Annotated in this window: 3 protein-coding genes; 2 read left to right on the forward strand and 1 reads right to left on the reverse strand. The window is 35.4% G+C overall.

Annotated features, from left to right (window positions below; translation table 11 throughout):
* Nucleotides 1-111: 111 nt before the first annotated feature.
* On the reverse strand, nt 112-996 hold the full coding sequence (locus ACOVQ4_RS10045; RefSeq protein ID WP_421820517.1) for a fructosamine kinase family protein: 885 nt from the start codon (nt 994-996) through the stop codon (nt 112-114).
* Between the two features lie 148 nt (nt 997-1,144).
* Between ACOVQ4_RS10045 and ACOVQ4_RS10050 the strand changes: the two genes are divergently transcribed.
* Nucleotides 1,145-1,447, forward strand: a complete 303-nt coding sequence (locus tag ACOVQ4_RS10050; RefSeq protein WP_421820518.1) for a (2Fe-2S) ferredoxin domain-containing protein — start codon at nt 1,145-1,147, stop codon at nt 1,445-1,447.
* Between the two features lie 124 nt (nt 1,448-1,571).
* On the forward strand, nt 1,572-2,189 hold the full coding sequence (locus ACOVQ4_RS10055) for a hypothetical protein (RefSeq protein ID WP_421820519.1): 618 nt from the start codon (nt 1,572-1,574) through the stop codon (nt 2,187-2,189).
* Nucleotides 2,190-2,315: the final 126 nt, after the last annotated feature.

The raw sequence follows: 2,315 nt of genomic DNA on the forward strand, positions 1-2,315 counted from the left end.
TTTTTTAATACAAATTTCAAGATAAAATAATATAGCAGCCTAGTCAGGCTGCTATGAAGGTAAATTTCAACTTGGCATAATACAATTTATATCCAAAAATCTTTTTCTCTTTTATTCAAACTTTTTGATAATTTTCTCCACTGCATCCAAATACCCTCCTCCAAATAGATTAACATGAACCATTAGAGGATATAAATTATAGATAGGAATACGATCACCAAACCCATTTTCGATAGGATATACCTCATGATAGGCTTCATAAAAGTTGGTATCGAAACCTCCAAACATCGTTGTGAACGCCAATTCGGCTTCGCGAAGTCCGTAGTAACAGGCTGGATCCACTAAAGCTACTTGCCCATTGGCATCAGTCATTACGTTACCAGACCATAAGTCGCCATGAATAAGTGAAGGCTTCTCATTAGGTATAAGTGAAGGGAGTTTCTGGACAAAAGCCATTAGACGCTCATATAGTTCGGTTGAGATTCGTCTTTCATATAATGCTAGTCCTGCTTGAACACGTAATCTTTTTTCCACAAAAAACTCTACCCCATTATTCATCCACTCATTACTTTGTGGAAGCGCTCCTATATAATTGTTATAGTCGAGTCCGTAATTGGGAGCGGTGTTTAGGTGGAGCTTTGCTAGTTTATGCCCAAAATCCTGCCAAAAGTCATTCTGACGGTGAGCTGTTGAAAGGAATTCTAGCATAAGATAGTCTTTATCCACAATTTTGCCAAAGTTGACAACTTTAGGAATTGACAACGCTCCAGTACTTCCTAATAGCTCAAGGCTTCGAGCTTCGGTCTCGAACATACCTGTATGATCTCCTTGATTCCATTTAATGAAAAAATCGCCTTCTTTAACTTTTACACGAACGGCTAAATTAAAGTTTCCTCCATAAAAGAACTGGAAATCTAAAATTTCGGGATTATAGCCTAAGTTTTCGAAAAGTATAGATTCAATAAATTGGTATTGTTCCTGTGTTTGAAAAGTCATGTTTTTGAATATCCTTAGCTTTTTTTGCCTTATCTCTAATGTCTTAACTTTCGTTAATGCCAAATTTACAATAAAAGACCTAAATTGCAGATAAAAGAATTATTGATTTAGCATAAGCTCAGTCGTCTATTTAAACTCATTGTTATTTATGAAATACAAAAAGCACGTGTTTGTTTGTACAAACGTAAAGCCTGCTCCTAAAAAATGTTGTGGAGAAGAAAGAGGCATGGCATTGGTAAACGCTCTTAAAGATGAGCTAAAAGAAAAAGGTCTTAATCTCGAAATTCGTGCGCAGAAAGCGGGTTGCTTAGATGTTTGTGCATTTGGCCCTGCGATGGTGGTATATCCTGAAGGCGTATTTTATGGTAATGTAGAATTATCTGACATTCCTGAAATAGTAGAGAGCCATCTTGTAAACGATAAAGTCGTTGAGCGTTTAGTAATTGCATAGTTTTGATGCATTGTCGACAGTGATAAAGTGATTTGAGAAAGCTATCTTGAATCACTTTATACATTTTATCAATTTTATAGAATATCTCAATTTTCCATTTCTAAAGTCTTTTGACGCTTTTATTATGATTCGCGTTTATCCGACCCTTTTAAATACATTTTCTTTGTTTTTACATGAAAAGACTAACTCAGAAGGAAATCTGATGGTTGACCTTCAGGAAATGTTAGATAGGATTAATCGTGTGCCTCGCCCAACAACCGAAGCGCAACAAAAAGGAATTGATTTTGAAAAGGCTATTACGACGGGCGCCAATGAAGAGATGTTTTCTGAATATGTGATAGAAAAGACAAGAGCGCTTTTACCTCCTAAATATAAGACCCAAGTTTATACTGAAACTCGCTATAAAGATTGTCTGATATATGGATATGTAGATATTGTTGGAAACAATAAGGCAATAGACCTAAAAAGCACGAGAGTATATACAGGGCCTAAGTTTGAGTACAATCACCAGAACTTGTATTTATTGGGTTTACAAAATTATGGTATCAAAACGTTGGATTATGTGATAACCGACTTTTCGGAAGTATATGTCGAAAGTTATCATATTGATAGCTATAATTTTTCAGACCTATATAAAGAAATAGATGCTTTTAGTGATTTTGTAAATAGTCATCGAAAGCAAATTAGAGATAAAAAGCTTTTTGTAGCTGAAGATGACCACTCTCAATTATCCTTATTTTAATCGTTTTGGTGTTCAAGGGAATAAGTTAGTGCGCAAAATAAAATTTAAGATTGGGCATTGGGCTGTCAGGAATCGGCTTTCGGCGGTGGGTTTTGGAAAAAAGCATGGCTGTAGGCAATAAAAAAC

Source organism: Flectobacillus sp., assembly GCF_049240685.1.
Lineage (GTDB): Bacteria > Bacteroidota > Bacteroidia > Cytophagales > Spirosomataceae > Flectobacillus.